General features: G+C 66.7%; 19 protein-coding genes. 7 read left to right on the plus strand and 12 right to left on the minus strand.

Going from position 1 to position 22,178, the window contains the following annotated elements:
* Positions 1 to 14: 14 nt before the first annotated feature.
* From QW887_RS34490 to QW887_RS34510, 5 genes are all read right to left on the minus strand, one after another.
* Positions 15 to 317, minus strand: coding sequence for an acylphosphatase (locus tag QW887_RS34490; protein WP_315717709.1), 303 nt, complete (start codon positions 315 to 317; stop codon positions 15 to 17).
* Positions 314 to 1,180 carry an isocitrate lyase/PEP mutase family protein gene (locus QW887_RS34495; protein WP_316188479.1) on the minus strand — a complete coding sequence of 289 codons (867 nt, stop codon included), beginning with the start codon at positions 1,178 to 1,180 and terminating at the stop codon, positions 314 to 316. Before QW887_RS34495 ends, QW887_RS34490 begins: the two co-directional genes overlap by 4 nt.
* 181 nt (positions 1,181 to 1,361) lie before the next feature.
* Entirely contained in the window at positions 1,362 to 3,377 is a 2,016-nt protein-coding gene (locus tag QW887_RS34500; RefSeq protein ID WP_316188478.1) for an acetyl/propionyl/methylcrotonyl-CoA carboxylase subunit alpha, read from the minus strand.
* A gap of 157 nt (positions 3,378 to 3,534) precedes the next feature.
* Positions 3,535 to 3,762, minus strand: a complete 228-nt coding sequence (locus QW887_RS34505) for a hypothetical protein (protein ID WP_316188477.1) — start codon at positions 3,760 to 3,762, stop codon at positions 3,535 to 3,537.
* A gap of 68 nt (positions 3,763 to 3,830) precedes the next feature.
* Positions 3,831 to 4,958: a putative zinc-binding peptidase gene (locus tag QW887_RS34510; RefSeq protein ID WP_316188476.1), complete on the minus strand. Its 1,128-nt coding sequence runs from the start codon at positions 4,956 to 4,958 to the stop codon at positions 3,831 to 3,833.
* 226 nt (positions 4,959 to 5,184) lie between these two features.
* On the opposite strand from QW887_RS34510, the gene QW887_RS34515 reads away from it, so the two are divergent.
* From QW887_RS34515 to QW887_RS34525, 3 genes are all read left to right on the plus strand, one after another.
* Positions 5,185 to 7,650 carry a PAS domain S-box protein gene (locus QW887_RS34515; protein ID WP_315827871.1) on the plus strand — a complete coding sequence of 822 codons (2,466 nt, stop codon included), beginning with the start codon at positions 5,185 to 5,187 and terminating at the stop codon, positions 7,648 to 7,650.
* A gap of 122 nt (positions 7,651 to 7,772) precedes the next feature.
* Positions 7,773 to 9,053: an MFS transporter gene (locus QW887_RS34520; RefSeq protein WP_315717703.1), complete on the plus strand. Its 1,281-nt coding sequence runs from the start codon at positions 7,773 to 7,775 to the stop codon at positions 9,051 to 9,053.
* Positions 9,054 to 9,075: 22 nt separating this feature from the next.
* Complete coding sequence (locus QW887_RS34525; RefSeq protein ID WP_315717702.1) at positions 9,076 to 10,326, plus strand: arsenic transporter; 1,251 nt, start codon at positions 9,076 to 9,078, stop codon at positions 10,324 to 10,326.
* A gap of 47 nt (positions 10,327 to 10,373) precedes the next feature.
* On the opposite strand, the gene QW887_RS34530 is transcribed toward QW887_RS34525, so the two are convergent.
* Positions 10,374 to 11,498 (minus strand): NAD(P)/FAD-dependent oxidoreductase, encoded by a 1,125-nt coding sequence (locus tag QW887_RS34530; protein WP_316196184.1) that lies wholly within the window; start codon positions 11,496 to 11,498, stop codon positions 10,374 to 10,376.
* 72 nt (positions 11,499 to 11,570) lie between these two features.
* On the opposite strand from QW887_RS34530, the gene QW887_RS34535 reads away from it, so the two are divergent.
* A complete protein-coding gene (locus QW887_RS34535) occupies positions 11,571 to 12,251 on the plus strand; it encodes a TetR/AcrR family transcriptional regulator (RefSeq protein WP_316196170.1) in 681 nt (226 codons plus the stop codon).
* 184 nt (positions 12,252 to 12,435) lie between these two features.
* On the opposite strand, the gene QW887_RS34540 is transcribed toward QW887_RS34535, so the two are convergent.
* Positions 12,436 to 12,930, minus strand: coding sequence for a ferritin-like domain-containing protein (locus tag QW887_RS34540; protein ID WP_315717699.1), 495 nt, complete (start codon positions 12,928 to 12,930; stop codon positions 12,436 to 12,438).
* Between the two features lie 204 nt (positions 12,931 to 13,134).
* Here QW887_RS34540 and QW887_RS34545 point away from each other — a divergent pair, with 204 nt between their 5' ends.
* Positions 13,135 to 14,991 carry an alkaline phosphatase family protein gene (locus tag QW887_RS34545; RefSeq protein ID WP_315717697.1) on the plus strand — a complete coding sequence of 619 codons (1,857 nt, stop codon included), beginning with the start codon at positions 13,135 to 13,137 and terminating at the stop codon, positions 14,989 to 14,991.
* Positions 14,992 to 15,196: 205 nt separating this feature from the next.
* On the opposite strand, the gene QW887_RS34550 is transcribed toward QW887_RS34545, so the two are convergent.
* Both QW887_RS34550 and QW887_RS34555 read right to left on the minus strand, forming a co-directional pair.
* Positions 15,197 to 16,321: a S1C family serine protease gene (locus tag QW887_RS34550; protein ID WP_315717696.1), complete on the minus strand. Its 1,125-nt coding sequence runs from the start codon at positions 16,319 to 16,321 to the stop codon at positions 15,197 to 15,199.
* Positions 16,322 to 16,481: 160 nt separating this feature from the next.
* Positions 16,482 to 17,051, minus strand: coding sequence for a hypothetical protein (locus QW887_RS34555; RefSeq protein WP_315717695.1), 570 nt, complete (start codon positions 17,049 to 17,051; stop codon positions 16,482 to 16,484).
* A 365-nt stretch (positions 17,052 to 17,416) separates the two neighbouring features.
* Here QW887_RS34555 and QW887_RS34560 point away from each other — a divergent pair, with 365 nt between their 5' ends.
* On the plus strand, positions 17,417 to 18,076 hold the full coding sequence (locus tag QW887_RS34560) for a peroxiredoxin (RefSeq protein ID WP_315717694.1): 660 nt from the start codon (positions 17,417 to 17,419) through the stop codon (positions 18,074 to 18,076).
* A gap of 104 nt (positions 18,077 to 18,180) precedes the next feature.
* Here the strand turns inward: QW887_RS34560 and QW887_RS34565 are convergent, their stop codons facing one another.
* The 3 genes from QW887_RS34565 to QW887_RS34575 form a co-directional block, all read right to left on the minus strand.
* Positions 18,181 to 18,582, minus strand: coding sequence for a DUF2177 family protein (locus tag QW887_RS34565; protein ID WP_316196173.1), 402 nt, complete (start codon positions 18,580 to 18,582; stop codon positions 18,181 to 18,183).
* Between the two features lie 66 nt (positions 18,583 to 18,648).
* The gene (locus QW887_RS34570) at positions 18,649 to 20,616 is read right to left on the minus strand and encodes a DEAD/DEAH box helicase (protein ID WP_316170840.1); all 1,968 of its coding nucleotides are present in this window, start codon (positions 20,614 to 20,616) and stop codon (positions 18,649 to 18,651) included.
* A 180-nt stretch (positions 20,617 to 20,796) separates the two neighbouring features.
* Positions 20,797 to 21,303 (minus strand): Spy/CpxP family protein refolding chaperone, encoded by a 507-nt coding sequence (locus QW887_RS34575; RefSeq protein ID WP_315754798.1) that lies wholly within the window; start codon positions 21,301 to 21,303, stop codon positions 20,797 to 20,799.
* Here QW887_RS34575 and QW887_RS34580 point away from each other — a divergent pair.
* Positions 21,302 to 21,925, plus strand: a complete 624-nt coding sequence (locus QW887_RS34580; RefSeq protein ID WP_316196176.1) for a hypothetical protein — start codon at positions 21,302 to 21,304, stop codon at positions 21,923 to 21,925. The genes QW887_RS34575 and QW887_RS34580 overlap by 2 nt on opposite strands.
* Positions 21,926 to 22,178: the final 253 nt, after the last annotated feature.

Consider the following 22,178-nt stretch of genomic DNA (forward strand, 5'->3'; position numbering starts at 1 on the left):
CGCGCGCCGTGTCGTTAGAGCGTCGGCAACACGGAGAACGCCTCGCCCGGCCGGCGCGGTTTGAGCTGATCGGCCGTCGCCGGGTTTTCCATCACGGCATCGACATGCGCTGCTGGCGGTCCCTCGCGGCAGGCTGCCAACACGGCGGCAACGTCGTCCGAGGGACCCGCGAACAACGCCTCGACACTGCCATCGGTGCGGTTGCGGACCCAGCCTTCGAGGCCGTTCAGGATGGCCTGGTCCTCGACCCAGGCGCGATAACCCACTCCCTGGACGCGGCCGCGCACCAAGACGTGGACGATGGCGCGATCGATCATGATCCGAGCCCCAGAAAATCGCGCAGGCGCTTCTTCACATCCGCCTCGCGCATCACGCGTGCCGTCAGCTCCGCCGACGGCAGCCCCTTGAGCTGCTTCGGCGAGGCGCCGTCGCGGAGCGCCTTCAGCGTCTCATACACCGCCTGCGCCGCCGCGGCGATCGGCGCATGGCCCTGTAGCGCGACGCGGACACGGCGCGAGGCGAGATAGCCGGGATCGGACATCTCCTCCGGCGCGCCGCCGAGCACGATCGGCAGCGTCGTCGCTGCCGCGACCGCATCGAGTTGGTCGCGCGCGGCAATGCCGGTGAAGAACAGGCCGTCGACGCCGCAGGCCTCATACGCCCTGGCTCGCGCGATCGCGTCGTCGAGCGAGGTGATGGAAACGGCGCCCGTCCGTCCCAGGATGACCAGCGCGGGATCGTCGCGGCGATCGAGCGCGGCCTTCACCTTGCCGACCCCTTCGGCAAGCGAGATCAGTTGCGGCTTCGCTTCGCCGAAAGCCTGCGGCAGCAGCGTATCCTCGATGGTGAGACCCGCGGCACCGGCCGCTTCCAGTTCCTGCACCGTGCGGCGCACGTTCATCGCGTTGCCGTAGCCGTGATCGGCATCGACCAGCACCGGCAGCGCGGCAGCGCGCGACATTCGCCGCATCTGCTCGGCGAGCTCGGTCAAGGTGATTAAGGCAATGTCGGGGTCGCCGAGCACGGCGAGCGAAGCAGCCGAGCCGCCGAACATGCCGAGCTCGAAGCCGAGGTCCTCGGCGATCCGGATCGAAATCGCGTCGTATACCGATCCCGGATGGATGCAGCGATCGCCGGCGAGGATCGCACGGAGCGCCTCTCGACGTGCACGGAAAGTCATCCTCGCCTCCTCTCTCCCGTCATTGCGAAGAGCCAACGGGTCCGCGCAAAGCGCGGCCCGGATGACAGGCTCCGCGACCAAGCAATCCAGAGTTATCTGCCGCCCCCGGATTGCTTCCGCCTTCGCCTACAGGCTTCGTCGGACAAAGTCGCTTCGTTCGCAACGACGTCGACTTCTGAGCTTACGCAAACTCCAGGATCAGCGCGTCCACTGCGAGCGTAGCACCGGCTGTCGCGTGGATCTTCTTCACCGTACCGTCCTGCTCGGCGCGCAGCACGTTCTGCATCTTCATGGCTTCGACCACGGCGAGCGTCTCGCCGGCCTTGACCTCCTGCCCTTCGGTCACGGCGATCGAGACCACGAGGCCGGGCATCGGGCACAGGAGCTTCTTGCCGCTATCACCTGCGGTGACGACCGGCATCAGCCGCGCCGCGGTCGCCTCGGCTTCCGTGTAGACGTAGACCGGCGCTTCGACGCCCTGATGCGCGAGCCGCACACCGTTCGCAATGAGGCGCGTCTGCACGGCGATGGCCGCGCCATCGATGGTGCCGTGCCAGACCGCATCGCCCGGTTTCCAGTCCGACACCAACTGATGCGCCGGGCCGACCTTGCCGTCGGCCCCGACGAAGCGGACCGTGATCGCGCCGTTCTCCCTGGTGATGTCGAGCAGGATCTCGTCACGCCCGAGCCACACCGCGCGGCGGCCCTGGCGCTTCACCGGACGGCCGATCATCTGCTGCGAGATCTGCCGCTTGCGCTCGCCGAGCACGTGGTCGATCGCAGCGCCCACCGCCGCCAGCCGGCGCGCGATCTCGCCTTCCGGCGCACGCGCGGCAAAGCCCTTGGGAAACTCCTCGGCGATGAAGCCGGTGGACAGCCTGCCCTCGCGCCAGCGCGGATGGTTCATCAGCGCCGACAGGAACGGGATGTTGTGGCGGATGCCATCGACATAGAACGCATCGAGCGCGGTCGACTGCGCCTCAATCGCGGCAGCCCGCGACTCCGCATGGGTGACGAGCTTGGCGATCATCGGATCGTAGTAGATCGAGATCTCGCCGCCCTCCTGCACGCCGGTGTCGTTGCGCACGGTGATGCCGTCAGCCTTGCTCTCGGCCGGCGGGCGATACTTCACGAGGCGGCCGATCGACGGCAGGAAGCTGCGGAACGGATCTTCCGCATAGACGCGCGATTCCACCGCCCAGCCGGTCAGCGTCACGTCCTTCTGCGCAAGCGAAAGCTTCTCGCCGGCGGCGACGCGGATCATCTGCTCGACGAGATCGATGCCGGTGACGAGCTCGGTCACGGGATGCTCGACCTGCAGGCGGGTGTTCATCTCGAGGAAGTAGAAGCTCTTGTCCTGGCCGGCGACGAACTCGACGGTGCCGGCGGAGTCGTAGTGCACGGCCTTGGCGAGCGCGACCGCCTGCTCGCCCATCTTGCGCCGCGTCTCCTCATCGAGCAGCGGCGACGGCGCCTCCTCGATGACCTTCTGGTTGCGGCGCTGGATCGAGCACTCGCGCTCGCCGAGATAGATCACGTTGCCATGCTTGTCGCCGAGCACCTGGATCTCGATGTGGCGGGGATCGACGATGAACTTCTCGATGAAGACGCGGTCGTCGCCGAACGAGGCCTTGGCCTCGGCCTTGGCGAGATTGAAACCCTCGGCGACCTCGGCAGTCGAACGCGCGATGCGCATGCCCTTGCCGCCGCCGCCGGCGGAGGCCTTGATCATCACGGGGTAGCCGATCTCGTCGGCGATGCGCACGGCGTGCTTGTCGTCCTCGATGACGCCGAGGAAGCCGGGCACGGTCGAGACCTTGGCCTTGGCGGCCGCCTTCTTGGATTCGATCTTGTCGCCCATGGCGGCGATGGCGCCGGGATTGGGGCCGATGAAGACGATGCCGGCCTCGGCCAATGCCCGCGGGAAAGCCTCGCGCTCGGACAGGAAGCCGTAGCCCGGATGCACCGCCTCGGCGCCGGTCTTGCGGCAGGCCTCGACGATGCGGTCGATCAGGAGATAGCTCTCGGCTGCGGCGGGCGGGCCGATCAGCACGGCATCATCTGCCATCTCGACATGAAGCGCATCGCGGTCGGCTTCCGAATAGACCGCAACGGTTCGGATTCCCATGCGGCGGGCGGTCTTGATGACCCGGCAGGCGATCTCGCCGCGGTTCGCGATCAGAATGGTTTTGAACATTTCTTGCTTGATACCTTTGGGCGGGCTCCCCGCTCGTGGCACAGGCGTAACACCGCGAGCTTGACCGGTTCGTCTATACCAAAATCGCCCGCGCGCAACCCGCCTCTCGTTTCCGCCCCTGCCGTCCGGCGAGGCATGCCAGCCGTGTCCCCAGCCGTCAGCCGGAATAGCTGTGGAAACGTCCGCGGGCATAGGCGTGCGACACCGCCTTCATCAGCTCGCCGACCTCGGTCTCGAGGAAATCGTTCGCAACGATCAGGGCACGAATGGCCGCCCGCGGATCGCCTTCGCAGGCAGCGATGGCCTGGTCCACGGCGGCCTCCAGCGCGAGGTCTTCGCTGTCCGCGGCTTGCGCATCGGTCTTGGATTGCGATCTGGGCTGCATGCGCGATGACGGTCCTCGCTCCGGTCACGCCTTCATGTTCACTTTATGTTCTCAAGAGTCAAGGCGGATCACGCCGCCCCGATCTCTTCCTGCTGCGGCTCGGCCTGTGGCTTTTCGGGAGCCAGAGCGACAGACTCTTGCTGTGCACCCTGCCGCACCAGGCGGTGGATGAAGCCCAGCTTGCCGATGACCGGCGGCGTCAGGATGAAGGGATAGAGCTCCCGCGCGCCCATCGCTCGCGCGACGCTGTTCATCGCAAAGGTGAACGGCAGCCAGGCGTTGACGATGGTGTCGAAGTCCTCCGCGACGTACGGATCGAAGGTGACGCGCGCCGTCAGCCCGCCGATCTGGTCGGCGGGCGGATCGATCTCGATACCGAACTCGGAGGCCATCTCCAGCGTATCGACGATGTGGAGGTAGTGCGCCCAGGTCTCGGCAAAATCCTCCCACGGATGTGTGGTGGCGTAGGCCGAAACGAAACTGTCCTGCCAGTCCACCGGCGGCCCCTGCTCGTAATGCCGCCTCAGCGCCGCGCCGTAGTCCTGGGTATCGTCGCCGAACATGGCCCGGCATTCCTCGAGCCTGCCGGCATCGCGCACCAGCACGTCCCAGAAGTAGTGCCCGACCTCGTGGCGAAAATGACCGAGCAAGGTCCGGTACGGCTCGCCCATTTCGAGCCGGCGCCGCTCGCGCTCGAAATCGTCGGCCTCGGCCAGAGCGATGGTGATGAGGCCGTTGTCGTGGCCGGTCAGGACCTTCTGTTGGCCCGCGGGGTCATCGGCAAGGAAGTTGAAGATCAACCCGTGCCCAGGATCCTCGATCCGTGTCTTCACAGGGAGTTTCCAGCGGATCAGCGAATAGAACAGCCGGTGCTTGGCCACCTCCAGCTCTCGCCATCCGGCGAGTTGCGCGGGATCAGACAGATTGGGAATCGTACCGTTGTGCCGGCAGGCGCGGCAGAAGCCCGAAGTCTCGCCGATCTCGAGCAGCCAGTTGCAGGCGTCGTGCTCGGCATTGGCGCAGAAGAAGCGCCCCGTCCCGTGGTCGGCGAGCGTCCGAAAGCCCTCCTCCGCCGGCTCGATCGCCGACAGGATCTGGCGCTCCGGCATGAAGGCGAGGCGGTGGCCGCAGCGCCCGCAGCTGCGATTCTCGAAATACAGGATGTTCTTGCAGGCCTGACAGACGAAGAGCTTCACAGCGTGGACCTTCGTGTTGCGGTGTTCAGGGCCTGACGACGCACGACAGTAACAGTCCGTTCCGGGAGCACGGAACTTTTTATCTGCCCTCACGTTCACGTCATGCCGGCGTTTGCCCGCCATAATCTCTGGTCAGTTTGCTTTCCTTGGTCCCAATGTCGCCACGCTTCCGAACACCCGCGATGGAATGCTCGGGCGACTGCTCGCCACATCAGTGCAGGTCAGCATGAACAGCGCGGATGCGCCCAGAGACGAAGTGAGGCCGGAGGCTGCCGCCGATGCGCTGCGCCAGCATATCGAGGAGATAGCGCGCGATCGCGATGAGGCCTATCGCGCGCTGCAGGAACGCGAGGCGGAGCTCGCGCGCATCCAGCGGATCGCCCGGGTCGGCGGCGTCGAGGTCGACCTGCGCGAAGGCTACCGCAACCGCCGCTCCCCCGAATACCTGATCATTCACGGCCTGCCGCCGGAGGCTGTCCACGAGACTCACGAAGACTGGGTCAGACGCGTGCATCCCGACGACCGCGTCAAGGCCGAGCAGGACTTCATTGCTGCAGTCAAGAGTAAGCAGGAGGACTACACCACCGAATACCGCATCATCCGTCCCAGCGACGGCGAGATCCGCTGGGTCCGCGTCATCGCCCGCATCGAGCGTGACTGGAACGGCCGCGCGATCCGTCTGGTCGGCGCGCATATCGATGTCACCGACCAGATGCTGGCGCAAGCCAAGCTGCGCGAGAGCGAGGAACGCTTCCGGCTGATCGCCGACAGCGCGCCGGTGCCGATCTGGGTGACGAAGCTCGACCGCACCCGCTCCTTCGTGAATCGCGCCTATATCGATTTCCTCGGCATGTCCCCTGACGAGGCGCTGGCCTTCGACTGGCGCAAGGTGCTGCATCCCGAGGACCTTCCGCGTATCCTCGAGCAGCAGCAGTCGGGAGAGCGCTCGCTGAAGCCGTTCTTCCTCGAGGCACGCTACCGGCGCGCCGACGGGGAATGGCGCTGGCTGCGATCGGAATCGCAGCCGCGCTGGGATGCGAACGGCAAACATGTCGGTTTCATCGGCGTAGCTCACGACGTCACGGCCGCCAAGCAGGCCGAGATCGAGCTGCGCCGCATCAACGAGACCCTCGAAGAGCGTATCAGGGAGCGCACCGCCCAGCTCGAGGCCAATGAAGCGCGCATGCGCGCGATCTTCGACACCAGCAATCAGTATCAGGCCATCCTCGACGTCGAGGGCCGCGTGATGCATGCCAACCGCATCGCGGTCGCCGGCATGCGCGCCGGTGAAGTGAACGTCATCGGCCAGCCGCTCTGGGATGCGCCCTGGTTCACCCATACGCCGGGCGTGACCGAGATGCTGCGCAAGGCGTTCGCCCGCGTGCTCGCCGGCGAGAGCTTTCGGACCGAGATGCGGCTCGACTTCGCCAGCGGCCAGCGGCATTTCGAGCTTTCGATGCGGCCGCTGTTCGACCAGCATGATGTCGTGACCGGCGCGGTCGCCGAGGCGATCGACGTGACCGAGCGCATCCAGGGTGAGGAGCTGTTGCGGCAGTCGCAGAAGATGGAGGCGATCGGCCAGCTCACCGGCGGCGTCGCACACGACTTCAACAACCTGCTCACCATCATCCGCTCGGCCACCGACTTCCTGCGCCGCCGCGATCTTCCCGAGGAGCGGCGCCGGCGCTATGTCGATGCGATCTCGGAGACGGTGGAGCGCGCCTCGAAGCTGACCGCGCAGCTCCTGGCCTTCGCGCGGCGACAACCCTTGACGCCGCAGGTGTTCAATGTTGGCGAGCAGGTCGAGAGCGTCGTGCAACTGATCCGTCCTCTCGTCGGCAGCCGCATCCAGATCGAGCTCGCGGTCACGGACAGCGGGCTGTTCACCCTCGCCGACGTCGCGCAATTCCAGACCGCGCTCATCAATCTCGCCGTCAATGCGCGCGACGCCATGAACGGTGAAGGACATCTGAAGATCGGCGTGCAGCGGACCGAGAGCATCCCGGCCTTGCGTGGCCAAAGCACCCGGCCCGGTGCCTTCATCGCGATTTCGGTCGCCGACACCGGGGGCGGCATCGCGCCTCAACATCTCAACGCAATCTTCGAACCCTTCTTCACCACCAAGGAGGTCGGCAAGGGCACGGGTCTCGGCCTCAGCCAGGCGTTCGGCTTCGCCAAGCAGTCCGAAGGCGACATCGCGGTCGACAGCCGCATCGGCGACGGCGCGACCTTCACGATCTATCTGCCGCAGGCCACGGCTCCGCAATCCGGCACGGAAGCCGGCTCCGCGCGCATCGAGCCGGCGACCATCGGGCGCGGCTACCGCGTGCTCGTGGTCGAGGACAATGACGAGGTGGGGCAGTTCTCGACCGAGCTGCTCGAGGATCTCGGCTATGTGACGCGCCGCGTCGCCAATGCCGCCGATGCGCTGGCAATCCTGGCGAACGACGAATTCGCGGTCGACCTCGTGTTCTCCGACGTCATCATGCCCGGCATCAACGGCCTGGAGCTCGCCGGCATCATCCGCGACCGCTATCCCGGCCTGCCGGTGGTGCTGACATCCGGCTACAGCCACGTGCTCGCGGAGAACGCCCATCACGGCTTCGAGCTGATCAAGAAGCCCTATTCGGTGGAGTCGCTGTCGCGCATCCTGCGCAAGGCGATGGCCGAGAAGGCGCCGCTGCCGCGCTGAGTAGGTAGTGCGCGCTTCGCGCGCCCCGGAATGCCACGTGGACGGAGTGGGTCACACCGAGGGCCCTGCGGAACCAAATGGCGTACACCGCTGTTGCGATGGATCACGCGCAACGAGGCGGCATGGCGGACTTCGATAGCGGCAAGGACCTGGCCCGCGCCGGCCATGCACTCGACACCACCAATTTCTTCCTGGCCGATGTGCGTGACGGGCTCGGCCCTTATCTCGCGATCTATCTCCTGACCGAGCAGAAATGGGACGAGGCCTCGATCGGCGTCGTGATGTCGCTCGCAACGATCGCGGGCATCGTCGCGCAGACGCCCGCCGGCGCGCTGGTCGACGCCACCAGGGCAAAACGGCTGGTCATGATATCAGCCGCGATCGTCGTCACGGCCGCTTCGCTGCTGTTACCTCTCATGACCAGCTTCTGGCCGGTCGCGATCTCGCAGAGCATCGCCTATGCCGCCGGCGTGATCTTCGCGCCGGCGATCGCGGCGGTGTCGCTCGGGATCGTCGGCGCCAAAGCCTTCACCGCGCGGGTCGGCCGCAACGAGACCTTCAACCATGCCGGCAACACGGTCGGCGCCGTCATCGCCGGCGCTGCCGCCTACGCGCTCGGACCGTCGGCGGTGTTCTATCTGATGGCGGTGACGTCGGCCGGTAGCCTCATCAGCGTGCTCGCCATCCCCGAGCGCGCCATCGACCATGACGTCGCGCGCGGACTGGCGCATCAGGCGGAGGGCAATCGCCCGAAGCGGGGCGAGCAGCCCTCGGGCCTCAGCATTCTCCTGACCTGCCGTCCGCTGCTGATCTTCGCGGTCTGCGTCGCGCTGTTTCACCTCGCCAACGCCGCCATGCTGCCGCTGGTCGGCCAGAAGCTGGCGCTGCAGGACAAGAATCTCGGCACCAGCCTGATGTCGGCCTGCATCGCCGCGGCCCAGCTCGTGATGGTACCGATGGCGCTGCTGGTCGGCGTCCGCGCCGACCGCTGGGGCCACAAGCGCTTCTTCCTGACGGCGCTGCTGATCCTGCCGCTGCGCGCGGTGCTCTATACGCTATCGGACGACAAGGCGTGGCTGGTCGGCGTGCAGCTGCTGGACGGCGTCGGCGCCGGCATCTTCGGCGCGATCATGCCGGTGATCGTCGCGGACCTGATGCGCGGCACCGGACGCTTCAACATCGCCCAGGGCGCTGTGATCACAGCGCAGAGCATTGGCGCGGCGCTGTCGACCGCGCTGGCGGGCCTGGTCGTCGTCCATAGCGGCTACAGCGCCGCATTCCTGGTGCTCGGCGCGGCGGCCGCGCTCGCCGTGATCGTATGCTGGCTGCTGCTTCCCGAGACCGGTGGAGCAGAGGCCGCGCACCCGAATGCGGCGCCCTCGCCCGCTATCCCCGCCGAATGATTTGCTCTATCGATCCCTGATCATGTCCCTGCACGATACCTGGCTCGCCTACGCCATCATCATTCCCGCCACCGCTGGCGTCATCATCCGCCCCTTCCGGCTGCCCGAGGCCGTGTGGGCCGTCGCCGGCGCGATCCTGCTGGTCGCGCTCGGCCTGCTGCCTGTCGCTGAAGCGCTCACCGGCATCCGCAAGGGCGTCGACGTCTATCTGTTCCTGATCGGCATGATGCTGATTGCCGAGCTGGCGCGCCGCGAGGGCCTGTTCGACTATCTGGCGGCCTATGCGGTGGAGCATGCGCGCGGCTCGCCGCAGCTCCTGTTCCTGCTGGTCTATGCGGTCGGCACCCTGGTCACCGTGCTGCTCTCCAACGATGCGACCGCGATCGTGCTGACGCCGGCCGTCTATGCCGCCACCCGCGCCGCCGGCGCCTCGCCGCTGCCCTATCTCTACGTCTGCGCCTTCATCGCCAATGCCGCGAGCTTCGTGCTGCCGATCTCCAATCCGGCCAATCTGGTCGTGTTCGGCGAACGCATGCCGCATCTCACCGAATGGCTGCGCCAGTTCACCCTGCCCTCGATGGTCGCGATCGCCCTGACCTATGTCGCGCTGTGGCTGACCCAGCGCCGCGCGCTCCGTGAGGAGACGCTGCGCACCGATGTCGAGAAGCCGCACCTGAGCCGCGAGGGCCGGCTCGCCGCGTTCGGGATCGGCGCCATCGCAGCGGTGCTTCTGACTGCCTCGGCGCTCGACGTGCAACTCGGCCTGCCGACCTTCGTCTGTGGCGTCGTCACGGCGACCGCGATCCTGCTGGTCAGCCGGCAATCGCCTTGGCCGACCATCAAAGGTGTGTCCTGGGGCGTGCTGCCACTGGTCGCCGGCCTGTTCGTGATGGTCGAGGGTCTGAATCGCGCCGGAGCGATCGGCCAGCTCAGCGCCTGGCTGCATCAGGGCGTGGCCGGCTCGCCCGTCGGTACGGCCTGGGCGGCCGGCCTGATCACTGCGGTGGCCGACAACATTGCCAACAATCTTCCGGTGGGACTGGTCGCCGGCTCGGTCGCCGCCAGTGACCACCTGCCGCATGAGGTCATCCGCGCGATTTTGATCGGCGTCGATCTCGGCCCCAACATCTCGGTGACCGGCTCGCTCGCCACCATCCTGTGGCTGACCGCCCTGCGGCGCGAAAAAATCGAGGTGTCCGCCTGGCAGTTTCTCAAGATCGGACTCGTAGCAACGCCGCCAGCGCTGATCGCGGCGCTGGCCGCAGCGATCTGACATCGATGTGATGGCGGTGGGCACGGTGACGAAGGCGGGAGCCCGCCCTACCTCTCCAGGGCACCGTTGAAGAAGTCGACGAGCCCGAATGGTGCGCTGTCGCCGAGGCAGAGCTTGAGGATTTGATGCGCGCCTGCGGCCGCCGACGAGCTGCGCGGGAATAGCGCTGCTTCGTAGATGGCGAGTGCCGCTTCGATGTCGCCGGGGTGGGCAGCGATCGCCTTGCCGAGCTCGGCGCCGTCGAACATCGCCAGGTTCGCGCCCTCGCCGGCCGGCGGCGCCAGGTGCGCGGCATCACCGAGAAGCGTCACCCCAGGCACACGGTCCCACCGATGGTCGTTCGGAAGCGTGTGGATCATGCGCGGGACCGGCGGGGTTTCGCCGTCGGTGATCAGCGCGGTGAGCGCAGGCGCCCATCCGTCGAACTCGGCCGCAATTCGCGCCGTCGCGGCGGCAGCGTCCATGAAGTCGATGCCGGCGATCCACTCGGCGGAGCGGTTCAGCGCGACGTAGGCGTGAAGAACCTGTCCTGCCTCACGGTGCGCGCAGATCCCCTGTCCCGGAGCGAGCGCGAACAATGCGCCGCCGCCGACTGCTTCGGCCGCCGCGGTGTGCCGCTCGTCGGCGTCATGCAGGTAGGTCTCAATGAACGTCGTGCCGACATATTCCGGCTTGGCGGCCGACAACAGCGGCCGAACCTTCGACCAGGCGCCGTCGGCGCCGACCAGGAGGCTCGTGACCACGCTCGACCCGTCCGCGAATCTCAGCTCGTGCCTGTGGTCGCCGAGGCGCACGACGCCGGTCAGCTTCTTGCCCCACTGGATCGTCTCAGCTGGCAGGGACTCGAGAAGAATCCGCCGCAGATCACCCCGCAGCACCTCGGGGCGTCGGCCGTCATCGGGCTGCGCGAGCAGCACCGTGCCATGCCGGTCAAGCACGCGCGACGCCGCGCCGCCCTCATGGATGATCTCACGGAACGCATCGATGAGGCCGGCGTCTGCGAGGGCGCGTTGCCCGTCGTGCTCGTGAATATCGAGCTGGCCGCCTTGCGTCCGAGCTTCCGCGGACGGCTCCGCCTCATAGATCGTCGCCGGGACGCCGTGGACATGGAGGACGCGTGCGAGCGTGAGGCCACCGAGGCCCGCACCGACAATCGTGACGGGTGTCGTCATCATCTGCCTTTCAACCGGCCTGGAACACCGTTCCATGAAAGTTGATTGGAACAACGTTCCAATCATGTCAAGATGATGGTCATGGCGACCAGATCAATACGGACGGAACGGCGCGCGGACGCGCTCTCGAAGGAGAAGATCGTCGAGGCGGCGATCGAGATCCTGGACGCCGGCGGCGAAAGCGCTCTGACCTTCCGCGCGCTCGCGGCTCGGCTGGCAACCGGGAGCGGGGCGATCTACTGGCACGTCGCCAACAAGAGCGACTTGCTCGCAGCGGCCACCGATGACGTCATTGCCCGCGTCATGACCGGTGTCGGCGGCGATGCCGAGCCGCGACAGGCAATCCGTGCCGTTGCGCTCGGGGTGTTCGATGCGATCGACGCCCACCCGTGGGTCGGCGCCCAGCTTTTCCGTGAACCGTGGCGGTCCGCGATGCTGCAGATCGTCGAAAGCGTCGGCGGACGGCTCCAGACGCTCGGTGTCCCCGAAAGAGCCCTGTTCGATGCCGCGTCTGCGCTGGTGAACTACATCCTCGGCGTGGCCGGGCAGAACGCCGCGAACGCCCGCCTGCTGCCGCGCGAGACGGACCGCGCGGCGTTCCTCGGATCGGTCGCCGCGCAATGGGCGCAGCTCGATTCCGCCGAGTACCCGTTCGTCCATCGCGTGGCGACGGACCTGCGCGAGCACGACGACCGCGAGCAGTTTCTTGCCGGCATCGACCTCATCCTGGCCGGGATCGGAACCATCCGATAGGCAGCGACCGACTTGCAGCCCCTGCTTCGTCAGAACGCAGGGAAAGACGCAACCGGTGGGAGAAGATCGAGGTCGGCACCTTGGCAGGCTCCAACCAGCCTCCAAAGGTGCGACTCGTGACGACGCCGCCGGCGCTGGTGGCACGCTGGCGGCGGCGTTGTGGTCACGACGATCGACCTGACGATCAGGCCGCAGCTTCGTAGTTGACCGCGGTCTCAGCGATCTTGGTCAGCGTCTCGTCGGTCTTCCGCTCTTCATTCAGCGTCTGGTCGAGCAGCTTGGCGGCTTTCGGCAGGTTGAGCTTGAGGGCCCAGGCCTTCAGGGTGCCATAGCGCGACATCTCGTAGTGCTCGACCGCCTGCGCTGCAGCAAGAAGGCCGGCGTCGAGCGCCTGGGTCCCCTTGTACTCGTCCATGATCTCCTTGCCCTCGTCGATGATACCCTCGATCGCATCGCACTTCTTGCCGCGGGCGGGCTTGCCGATCAGCTCGAAAATCTGCTCGAGCCGCTCGATCTGGCCTTCGGTCTCCTCGTGGTGCTTCTCGAACGCCGCCGCCAGCTTCTCCGACTGCGCCGCCTTGGCCATTTTCGGCAGCGTCTTCAGGATCTGCTTCTCGGCGTAGTAGATGTCCTTGAGGGTATCGAGGAAGAGCTCGTTGAGGTCTTTGTCGGCAGGCATGGTGTGCTCCTGTTGATTGTGAGCCGACAACCAGAAAGCCATACCCTAGTTCCTGCCACCGACGAGCCCGCCGCAAGAAAATCCTGTCCTGAGCGCTGCCGGCGGCCTCCGAGCCTCTTGTAACAAAACTGTCACCCGGCAAAACTAAAGCTCTTCCCTGCGGCGAGACGCCGCGATTCCGCCGATTGCCTTCAGGAGTTTTCAATGCGCCGCCCGCTCGTGCTGCTGTGCGCCGGACTGACCTTGCTGTCGTCCGGAGCCGCATTTGCGCAGAACGCCACCCCCCATAATCTCATCCTGTTCATTCCCGACGGCCTGCGTGCGCTCAAGGTGACGCCGGAGACCGCCCCGGCCATGGCCGCCGTCCGCGACAAGGGCGTCAACTTCAAGAATTCGCACTCGCTGTTTCCGACCTTCACGATGGCCAACGGCTCGGCCATGGCGACCGGCCACTATCTCGGCGACACCGGCACATTCTCGAACACGATCTTCACGGGCTACACCTCGGCGCCGGCCGGCGATACCGTCGTGCCCTTCATCGAGAACGACGCCGTGCTCGGCGACATCGACGAGCATTTCAACGGCGACTACCTCAACGAGGACACGATCCTGAAGCTTGCCCGCAAGGCCGGTTATTCGACCGCCGCGATCGGCAAGCTCGGCCCGACCTATCTGTTCGACCACACCGGCTGCCCTTGCAAGCCCGGCGCGACCTCCTCGATCGTGATCGACGACTCCACCGGCAACAAGAATGGCGTGCCGGTGACCGACGAGGTCAAGGACGCCATGACCAAGGCCGGCCTGCCGCTGGCGACGCCGTCGCGCGGCGACAACGGAAAGGCGGGCGACGCCAAGACGCCGGGCACGACCTCGGCCAACGTCGCGCAGCAGGCCTACATGGTCGACGTCGCCACCAAGGCGGTACTGCCGATGTTCAAGGCCCGCAACAAGCCGTTCGTTCTGGTGTTCTGGTCGCGCGACCCGGACGGCAGCCAGCACAATCACGGCGACAGCCTCAACACCATCACGCCGGGCATCAATGGCCCGACCTCGATGGCCGGCATCAGGAATGCCGACGACAATCTGGCGGCGCTGCGCAAGGCGCTCGACGATCTCGGGCTCGCCGCCTCGACCAACATCATGGTCCAGGCCGACCACGGCTTCTCGACCATCTCCAAGGAGAGCAAGACCTCGCCATCGGCCAAGGTCAGCTACGACGACACGCCGAAGGATTTCCTGCCGATGGGCTTCCTGGCGATCGACCTCGCCAAGGCGCTCGACCTGCCGCTGTTCGATCCCAACGACAAGAACGCGGCGGTGCCCGACGGCAAGCACCCGAAGGCCGGCAACGGCGTGCTCGGCAAGGATCCTGCCAAGCCCGACCTCGTCGTCGCCACGAATGGCGGCTCCGACCTGATCTATCTGCCCAACAACGACAGGAAGCTCGCCCGCCGCACCGTCAAGGCGCTGCTGGCGCAGGACTACGTCTCCGGCATCTTCGTCGACGACAAGCTCGGCGAGATTCCCGGCACGCTGCCGCTGTCGCGGATCAACCTGCAGGGCAAGGCGGTGACGCCGCACCCGGCGATCGTGGTCAATTTCCGCTCCTACGTCGCGCCGGACTGCGACCAGCCGTCCAACTGCCAGGTCGAGGTCGCCGACACCGTGCTGCGCCAGGGCCAGGGCATGCATGGCTCGTTCGGCCGCGGCGACACCTACAACTTCATGGCGGCCATCGGACCCGACTTCAAGGCTGGCTTCGTCGATCCCCTGCCCGTCAGCAATGCCGATGTCGGCATCACCGCGGCGAAGCTGCTCGACCTCAAGGTCGCGCCGAAGGGCAAGCTGATCGGCCGCATCATGACCGAGGCGATGCCGAACGGCACAACGCCCAAGGCGACGTCGGACGTCATCAAGTCGGACCCGGCCGCCGGCGGCCTGCGGACCGTGCTGAAGCTGCAGCGCGTCGGCACCCAGCGCTATTTCGACGCTGCTGGCTTCCCCGGCCGCACCGTGGGGCTCGACGACGAGGCGCCGAAGCAGACGGCGGTGATGAGGTAGTCAGACAACGCGAATACATTCCTCCCCGGGCGAGCTGAAGCAAACCCGGGGACGTCGTCCCGCATACTGTTTCGCCTTGCGAGCCACTACTTTCTCCACGTCATTGCGAGCGCAGCGAAGCAATCCAGAGTCCCGCCCACCACTCTGGATTGCTTCGCTGCGCTCGCAATGACGCGTGGAAACATCCCGCTGCTTCACGACCACCTCATCGCGCGACATCGAGCGTCACCTTGACCTCGATCGTCTTGCCGCCGCGGAGCACGCGCAGCACCACCCGATCGCCTGGGTTCTTGTTCTCCAGCGCGCGCGTCATGTCCTCAGGCGACTCCACCGCCTGCCCATCGATCGCCAGCACGACGTCGCCGAGCGCAAAGCCGCCGTCGCGGGTCAGCCGCGCCGGGACCAGCCCGGCCTTGTCGGCCGCGGAATCCTGTTCGACGTCGAGCACGAACACGCCGGACAGGCCGAGACGCGTAGACAGCGCCTCGTTGGCCTTCGGATCGGTGCGGATGCCCAGGCTCGGCGTGACGTAGCGGCCGCTGGCGATCAGGCGCGGCACGATGCGGTTGACCTTGTCGACGGGCACCGCGAAGCCGATGCCGGCGGAGGCGCCCGAGGGGCTGTAGATCGCGGTGTTGACGCCGATCAGCCGCCCCGCGCTGTCGAGCAGCGGCCCGCCGGAATTGCCGGGATTGATCGCGGCATCGGTCTGGATCAGTCCATTCAAGACCCGGTCCTGTGTGACCTGCAGGTTGCGATTGAGCGCCGAGACGATGCCTGTGGTCAGCGTGCTGCTGAGTCCGAAGGGATTGCCGATCGCGAACACCTTCTGCCCGACCTTGAGGTCGGCGCTGGTGCCGATCGGCAGCGGCTTAGGCCGGTCGACGCCGACGCCGATCACCAGCACCGCCAGATCGTTCTCCGGACTGGCGCCGACCAGCGCTGCGCGGAACGAGCGTCCATCGGTCAGGCTGACCAGCGCCTCGGTGGCGCCCTCGATGACGTGATAGTTGGTGACGACGTGACCGAGGTCGTCCCACACGAAACCCGAGCCGGTGCCGGAGCGCTCCTGCTGCGCGTTGCCGGTCCACGGGTTGACCGATTGTTGAACGGTCGTGATGAACACGACCGAGCCGCTGCGGCTCTCGAACAGTGCGATCGTACTCTTCTCGTCGGCGGCGAGATCGCCGCGCGGCGTGATCTCGCGCGGCTTGGCGCGGAGGCCGAGCAGCTCGGCCTGGATCAGCGGAAAGGTCTGCCAGGCCATCATGAGCAGCAGCGCCGTCGCCGCCACCGCGAACAGACGCGCGGCGAAACTCCATCGGCTCATCTTCGACATCTCCGTGTTCGGTCGCATCACCGCCGATTGATTCACCGGCCGGGCGGCGCCATCAAGAGCCGTGATGCGACCGCCGCCGGTCAAAACGAAAAGAGCGCGATGATGTCATCGCGCTCCTCGAACTCGGTCTCGTGGATGAGGCGTGCTGCGCTTACATCCCGATGTCGATCATCGACGGCAGTTGCGCCAGCGGCAGCACGGTGACGCCGACGAGCGTCGCGACCATGGCTCTCAGGACGCGGTTGCCCTGGCGCTTGCCGCGCATCTGCTTGGCGACCCATTCCAGCACGTCGGTGCGGACGCCGCGCGCATTGGCCGGCGCCCAGCTCGCGATGTCGGTCTCGGCGGCCAGCGCGACGCTGCGCGGCGGCACCGGCAGGCCGGATGCGGAGGCGGTGTGATGCGCAATCGCCTTGGCGAGCAGGTCCTCGAACCGGCCGTTATCGTTGCGTTCGGTCGCGGCCTGGTCGATCGCGAACAGGGCCTCGGCTTCGGCACGGCTCACCGGGGCATCGTTCACCGCAGCGGCGGTGAGGATGCGCACGCACCAGGCGACGTCGTCGGCATCGAGCACCCGGGAGAAATGCACGCGTCCCGCGGTGGTCGGACCCTCACCGGTGATCACGCCGTCGCGCACGATGCCGAGCGCGAAAGCAGCGGTCTCACAGGAGGACGGTTCGAGACCATCGATGCCGATGGTTTTTGGTGCAGAGGTAGCCATGTTCTCTTCTCAGTTGCTGTGTTGACCCACCTTGTCGGCGCGCGTCTGAACGAGTGGTTAACGGTTCGAAACGCTGCTGTGGGTTTTTGTATCGGTTGCCGATTTGCCGCAGTGACCTCGATCACGGTTCAATGCCGAGGGCCGTCAGGGGGCGGCGTGTTGCGACCGCCAGATGGCGAAATCTGGGCAACCGGTCGTCTCACGGATGTTTCGTCGCAGCCCGGGAACTCAAAAGAAGTTGTTGGCTCCGTGAGTTCCAGAGAAATCTTTTTCTCTTTCTCGTGAGACAGTTCCCTTGAGGAGCAGTATTTCCTATAGTGTTTAGAAGAATTTATTTCCGCCACTGCAATGAATTGAGGACTGCCATGGCTCTCCAGATCGGCTCCACTGCCCCGGACTTCGAGGCGCAAACCACCGAAGGCAAGATCAAATTCCACGACTGGATCGGCGACAGCTGGGCCCTCTTGTTCTCGCATCCGAAGGATTTCACCCCGGTCTGCACCACCGAGCTCGGCGCGCTGGCGCGCCTGAAACCGGAGTTCGACAAGCGCGGCGTCAAGCTGATGGGCCTGTCGGTCGACCCGGTGGAGAACCACGCCAAGTGGTCCGAGGACATTCGCGAGACGCAGGGTGCCGCGCCGAACTACCCGATGATCGGCGACACCGACTACAACGTCTCCAAGCTCTACGACATGCTGCCGGCGGCGATCTCCGGGGATCCGTCCAAGCGCAGCGCGGCCGACAACCAGACCGTCCGCAACGTCTTCATCATCGGGCCCGACAAGAAGATCAAGCTGATCCTGGTCTACCCGATGACCACCGGGCGCAACTTCCAGGAAATTCTTCGCGTCATCGACTCGCTGCAGCTCACCTCCAAGCATCGCGTCGCCACCCCCGCCGACTGGAAGCAGGGTGAGGACGTCATCATCGCCGGCTCGGTGTCCGACGACGAGGCCAAGACGATCTATCCGAACGGCTGGAAGGCGCCGAAGCCGTATCTGCGCGTGGTGCCGCAGCCGAAGTGACGGCGGCAAACTCAGCCCAGATCATCCCGGGACGCCTCGCAGAGGCGGACCCGGGATCTCGATAGACTGGGCTCGAACTCTGAGCGCTTCGGGCCAACGCCACTTCAGCCCCGTGGCGTCGCCCAGTCCGCGATCAGCAGCCCGAGTGTCGCCGACACCGCAGTGACGAACACGCCCCAGCTGATGTCGACCGCCACCACCGCCCAGGTCCATTGCTTGAGCATCGCCAGCGACGTCAGCTCGAAGGTCGCGTAGCAGAACAGCCCAAACAGCGCGCCGTAGAGCAAGGTCGAGCGCCACGTCGCATCGGCCGTCCCGCTGACGAAGATCAACACCCCCACGACATAGAGCAGATAGAATAGCACCGCCGGCACGGGGCGGATCTCGCCCAGCATCTCGCCGACCTGCGACTGGAAGAAGCCCCTGGCGACGATGCTCAGGAACGGGATGTCGAAGCCGAGCAGCACGGCCAGTGTCGCGAAATACAGAACGGCGTACCGGCTCATGCGCGGCTCCTCCCTGGTTCTGCCGATAACGCGGAGCGACGGCAGCCTCTGCCCGGGCCGGGCCGATCAGCCGCGGCGCTTGGCCTTGGCCTTCTTTCCACCCGGCGCCTTCGCCCGCGAGGGTCTGTCTGAATACGTCTGCCCGCCGTGGCTGGACTTGTCGCGATGCTGCTTTTTGTTCGCGAACGCCGGCTGTTGGCCGGGTTTCGCCGGCCCCTCGCGATGCGGCTTGCCGCGCGGCTTGGCGTCCCTGCCCCCGCGCGGCTCATCGCGCTGCAGCGGATGGTAGGCCGTCTCGTCCGCCTCGCGCCGCGGCGGCCGCTTGTCGGCGCGCGGCTTGTCCGGCGACGCCTGCCCCGAGGGCGCGCCCGCCAGCGGCTCGATCCGGATATTGTCCTCCTTGTCGGGACGGCGGATGTTCGCAGTGAAAGCGTCGGCGACCCGCGCGGCGATCTCGAACTCGGTCGTCGTGTCCTGGATCTTGATGGCGCCGATGTCGTGCTTGTCGATGCCGCCGCGGCGGCAGATCATCGGCAGCAGCCAGCGCGCTTCCGCATTCTTCCTGCGCCCGATCGCCGCCCGGAACCAGACGCTCGGCTCGCCCATGCCGTGGCGCGCCGACGGCTTTCCTGTCTTCGTTCGGGGCGCCGGTGGCCGCTCCTCGCCGCGCGCCGGCCTGGCGGTGTCGCGACCGCGATCCTCCCGCGCACGGCCGCGATCCTGGCCCGGATCCAGAATGTCCTCGGGCGACGGCAGCCGCGCGCGATAGAGCCGCGCCAATGCGGCGGCGATGTCCTCTGCCGACCGCTCCGCCAGCAGCGCCTGTGCGAGCGCCAGATCCTCCGCCGTCGTCTCCTCGGTGAACACCTGGTCGTGGAGCATGCGCTCCTGATCGAGCTTGCGGATCTCATCAGCTTGCGGCGCCGCGCCCCACGCGGCCTCGATGCCGGCGAGGTTCAGCAGCGTTTCCGCCCGCCGCCGCCGCGCCGGCGGCACCAGCAGCACGCTCACGCCCTTGCGGCCGGCGCGGCCGGTGCGGCCCGAGCGATGCTGCATCACCTCGGGATCGTTCGGCAGCTCGGCGTGGACCACGAGGTCGAGCTTGGCGAGATCAATGCCGCGTGCTGCGACGTCGGTTGCCACGCACACCCGCGCGCGCCCGTCGCGCAGCGACTGCAGCGCCGTGGTTCGCTCGTTCTGGGTCAGCTCACCCGACAGCGCGACGACGGAAAAGCCGCGTTCCAGCAACGCCGCCTGCAGATGGCGCACCTTCTCGCGGGTGTTGCAGAATACGATCGCGCTCGGCGACTCGTAGAAGCGCAGCACGTTGACGACCGCGTGCTCGACATCGTCGGCGGCGATGCGGATGGCGCGGTACTCGATGTCGGCATGCCCGCCTTCGTCGCCCTCGACCTCGATCCGGAACGCGTCGTCCTGATACTGCTTCGCCAGCGCCACGATGCCGCGCGGGAAGGTCGCCGAGAACAGCAGGGTCCGGCGCGTTTCCGGCGTGGTCTCGAGGATGAACTCGAGGTCCTCGCGAAAGCCGAGATTGAGCATCTCGTCGGCCTCGTCGAGCACCACGGCCTTCAATTCCGAGATGTCGAGACGCCCGCGCCGCAGATGGTCGCACAGCCGCCCGGGCGTGCCGACCACGATATGGGCGCCCGCCTCGAGCTCGCGCTGCTCGCGGCGCGGATCCATGCCGCCGACGCAGGAGACGACGCGCGCGCCGGCGTGCTGATAGAGCCATGCGAGCTCGCGCTGCACCTGCAAGGCAAGCTCGCGCGTCGGCGCCACGATCAGCGCCAGCGGCGCGGTCGCCCGCGCAAACCGCTCGGCCTCGCCGAGCAGGTTCTTCGCAAGCGCCAGCCCATAGGCCACGGTCTTGCCCGAGCCGGTCTGCGCCGAAACCAGCAGGTCACGGTCGACGGCGTCATGTGCAAGCACGGCGAGCTGTACGGGCGTCGGAGTCTCATAATTGCGCTCGGCCAGGGCGCGGGCGAGCGGCGGATTCGTCGTGGGAAAGGACAAGTGACGGGAAACCTCGTTTCGATCCGGCTGCTTTACGCCATGCCGCGCCGGAACACGAGGGCCGTGAACGGTCAAATGCCGTCCTGCTCAGTGCGCCCAGCCCGCCCGGACGACACCGATGGTCGACGGCCGCGCGGCCGGGAAGGCGAGACGCGCGGCCACTGCCGCGCCAGGTCTCGGCTACTCGTCGCTCCACGGCCAATGCCAGTGATGCCAGCCCCAGTTGCGCGGACCGCTGGCGTCCATGGCCGCCTTCTGCTTGTCATCGAGCGAGTCGTAAAGCGCCTGAAACGCCGGGCGGACGATCTTGATCGCCTGCTGCATCGTGTCGAGGCGCTGTTCCGCCAGTGCGAGGCGGTCGGTCGCCTTGACCGGCGGCGTCGCCGGGCAGTCCTTCGTGATCAGCTCCGCGGCCTTTGCCGATGCCGCCTTGAGATCATCGAGCCGCGCCCGCTGCGTGTCGTTCGGCTTGATGGCGGCCTCGATCTGCGACATCCGCCATTCGGCAAATCCGGCCATGCGGGGATTGCACAGGAAGCCGAAGCCCCGACCGCCCATCATCCCCGGCCCCATCATCATGCCGGGGCCCCACCCTGGTCCGCCCGCGCCCGGCTGGGCAAAGGCCGGCGCGGCGGTGACGGTCACGATTGCGGCCGCGAAGACCAGCGCGCGTGGATCTAATCGCATGGCAGAACTCCTTGACGTGGCACCGATGAGTTTGCGCAAACTAAGCGCGCGGCGAGCTTTCGTGCTTGAGCAAGATCAACGGATCACTGCAGAGCCATGGCGAATTGAGGAGATGACAACGATACGCAGCTATCGCTGGATATGGACATCGGCGGTCGCATCGGGCTGCGGGACGCTGGCGCATATCGGCCTGATGGAGCTCAAGAGCCGGCTTCACCTGTTGCCGCAGTTCGATCCCGCCACGGCGCTTCTCGACACGCTCTCGCCCCTGTTCGCCGGAGCGATGCATGATGGGGCGCCGCTGTGGTTGCTCTCGCAGCTCAACGGAGCCTTCCTGATCGGCCTGCTGTTCGGGCGCTTCTTCCACCGCCTGCCCGGCGGCAGCGGTGTCGCCAAAGGCTTCCTGCTCGGGCTTGCCGGCTGGTTGCTGCTCGGAATCGGGTTGTTTCCCGCCATCGGCCTTGGACCGTTCGCAACGTCGCTCGGCCTGGGCGCCGGCCCGGCGCTGTTTTCGCTGGCGATGGTCGAAGCGTATAGCGTCGTGCTGGGCGCCGTGTATGCGGCCCTGCAGAGACCGGATCAGAAGATCGAGCCTGGCCGCGGAGACAGCAATCACGCCTGACCGCCGCCGGGAGGTCGCCCGCCCCATTTCGAAAAGGCCGAATTTTTCTCTTTCGTTTTCTCGTAAATCGTGTATGATCCGCGTCGTCCTGCCCCATGCAGAGGGACGTACGCGTCGTCACGAACGTCGGTGCGGGATGCGGTGGCCGCGAACCATGCCGGACGCGCGTTTCGCGCAGACGACCGGCATGATCGCGGACGTGAAGTCGCAGCGTCCTGACACCCCGAAGCTGGTGTCACGTTCGCGACGGCGC

Source organism: Bradyrhizobium sp. SZCCHNRI3052, from assembly GCF_032484895.1.
In the GTDB taxonomy this organism is placed as follows: domain Bacteria; phylum Pseudomonadota; class Alphaproteobacteria; order Rhizobiales; family Xanthobacteraceae; genus Bradyrhizobium.